This window comes from Streptomyces sp. NPDC037013, assembly GCF_055607265.1.
In genome coordinates, this window is sequence record NZ_JBVJRV010000019.1 from 1 (window position 1) to 1,527 (window position 1,527).

The 1,527-nt window shown below is 70.9% G+C and carries 2 protein-coding genes; both read right to left on the reverse strand.

Features of this window, described 5'->3' with window-relative positions; genetic code table 11:
- Window positions 1–4 precede the first annotated feature (4 nt).
- Window positions 5–697: a phenazine biosynthesis FMN-dependent oxidase PhzG gene (gene phzG / locus ACZ7DY_RS36690; RefSeq protein WP_471143633.1), complete on the reverse strand. Its 693-nt coding sequence runs from the start codon at window positions 695–697 to the stop codon at window positions 5–7.
- Window positions 690–1,526 carry a PhzF family phenazine biosynthesis protein gene (locus tag ACZ7DY_RS36695; protein ID WP_471143635.1) on the reverse strand — a complete coding sequence of 279 codons (837 nt, stop codon included), beginning with the start codon at window positions 1,524–1,526 and terminating at the stop codon, window positions 690–692. Before ACZ7DY_RS36695 ends, phzG begins: the two co-directional genes overlap by 8 nt.
- Window position 1,527: the final 1 nt, after the last annotated feature.

Genomic DNA, 1,527 nt, shown 5'->3' on the forward strand with positions numbered 1-1,527 from the left:
GGGGTCAGGGTTGGAGGCGGGTGGTGTGCCAGCCGGTGGGGGTGTGGTCGTAGCGCAGGCGTTCGTGGAGGCGGTCGGTGCCGTTGGCCCAGAACTCCACGGTGGTGGGTTGCAGGTGGTAGGCGACGAACGCGTCGGGGCGGGGCAGCGGCCGGGCGGGCTCGGCCAGTTCGAGGGCGCGGGTGCGCAGGCGTTCGAAGTGTTCGAGGTCGTCGAAGGGCTGGCTCTGGGCGGAGACGGTGGACATGGGGTGGGTGAAGACCGCTCTGGCCGCCCACAGTTCTTCCGCGCGGGCCTCGGGGAGTTGCTCGACGGGGCCGGCCAGGGTGATCTGCTGGCTGGTCTCGCGCCAGTACAGGACGCCGGAGGCGTAGGGGTTGGCGGCCAGTTCGCGGCCTTTCTGGCTGCCGGCGTGGGTGATCAGGACCAGGCCGGTGTCGGTGAGCTGGTTGATCGCCACGATCCGGGAAGAGCAGCGTCCCTGGGCATCGGCGGTGGCCAGGGCCAGGGCGCGGGGTTCGCGCACGCCGTGGGCGGTGGCGTCCTTGAGCCAGGCGGCGAGCAGTCCCATGGGCTGCGGCGGTGGGGTGCGGAATTCGGGGAAGGCCACCTCCACGGTGCCGGTCAGCGTCTCCGAACGCCGCTGCTTGGTACCGCTGTTGGCGGGCGCGGGGGTGGTGGGGGTGGGGTCAGACATGGAGGGTTCCTTCGATGGTGATGACGCCGGGGCCATAGACCTCGACGGAGGTGACGTCATCGCCCTGGCCGTGGACGAGGGCGCCCATCGGGGAGGGCCGGCCGATCTCGACGCCCTGGGTGATCTCCACGGGCTGTCCGTAGGGGGCCTGGTGGTGGCGGGCGAGGTGGATGGCGATGGGGCCGGCCGCGGAGCCGGTGGCGGCGTCCTCCACCACCCCGTAGGCGGGGGAGAACATCCGGTTGCGCCAACGGCTGCCGGAGCCGGCGATGCAGTTGGTGGCCATGTCGGGGAAGGCGGCCAGCGCCCGGTGGTCGGGGTCGAGTTTGGCCAGCGCCTCTTCGCTGTCCAGGGTGACCAGGACGTGCCGGGGGCCGTTGCGGTAGATCTCCACCGGCAGCCGGGAGGCGGTGATGCCGAGTGCGTCAAGCAGTTCCTGCTCGCGGGCGAAGGGCTCCCACACCGGGACCGGCTGGCGCATCCGGGCGGCGGCCACCTGTCCGGCGGTGCGGTGCAGTTCGAAGGGGATGATGCCCATCGCGGTCTCGATGCGCAGCCGGTCGCCGTCGGTGCGTGCGCCAAGGGCGATGGCGGTGCCCAGCAGCGGGTGGCCGGCGAAGGGCAGTTCGTTGACCGGCGTGAAGATCCGCACATGGACATCCCCGCCCTGTTTGGGGGCGAGGACGAAGGTGGTCTCGGAGAGGTTCATCTCCCGCGCGATGCGCTGCATCTGCGTGCCGCTCAGGTCGTCGCTGTCGAAGAACACCGCCACCGGGTTACCGGACAGGGGCTTTTCGGCAAACGCGTCGACCACTACATAGGTGTGCATC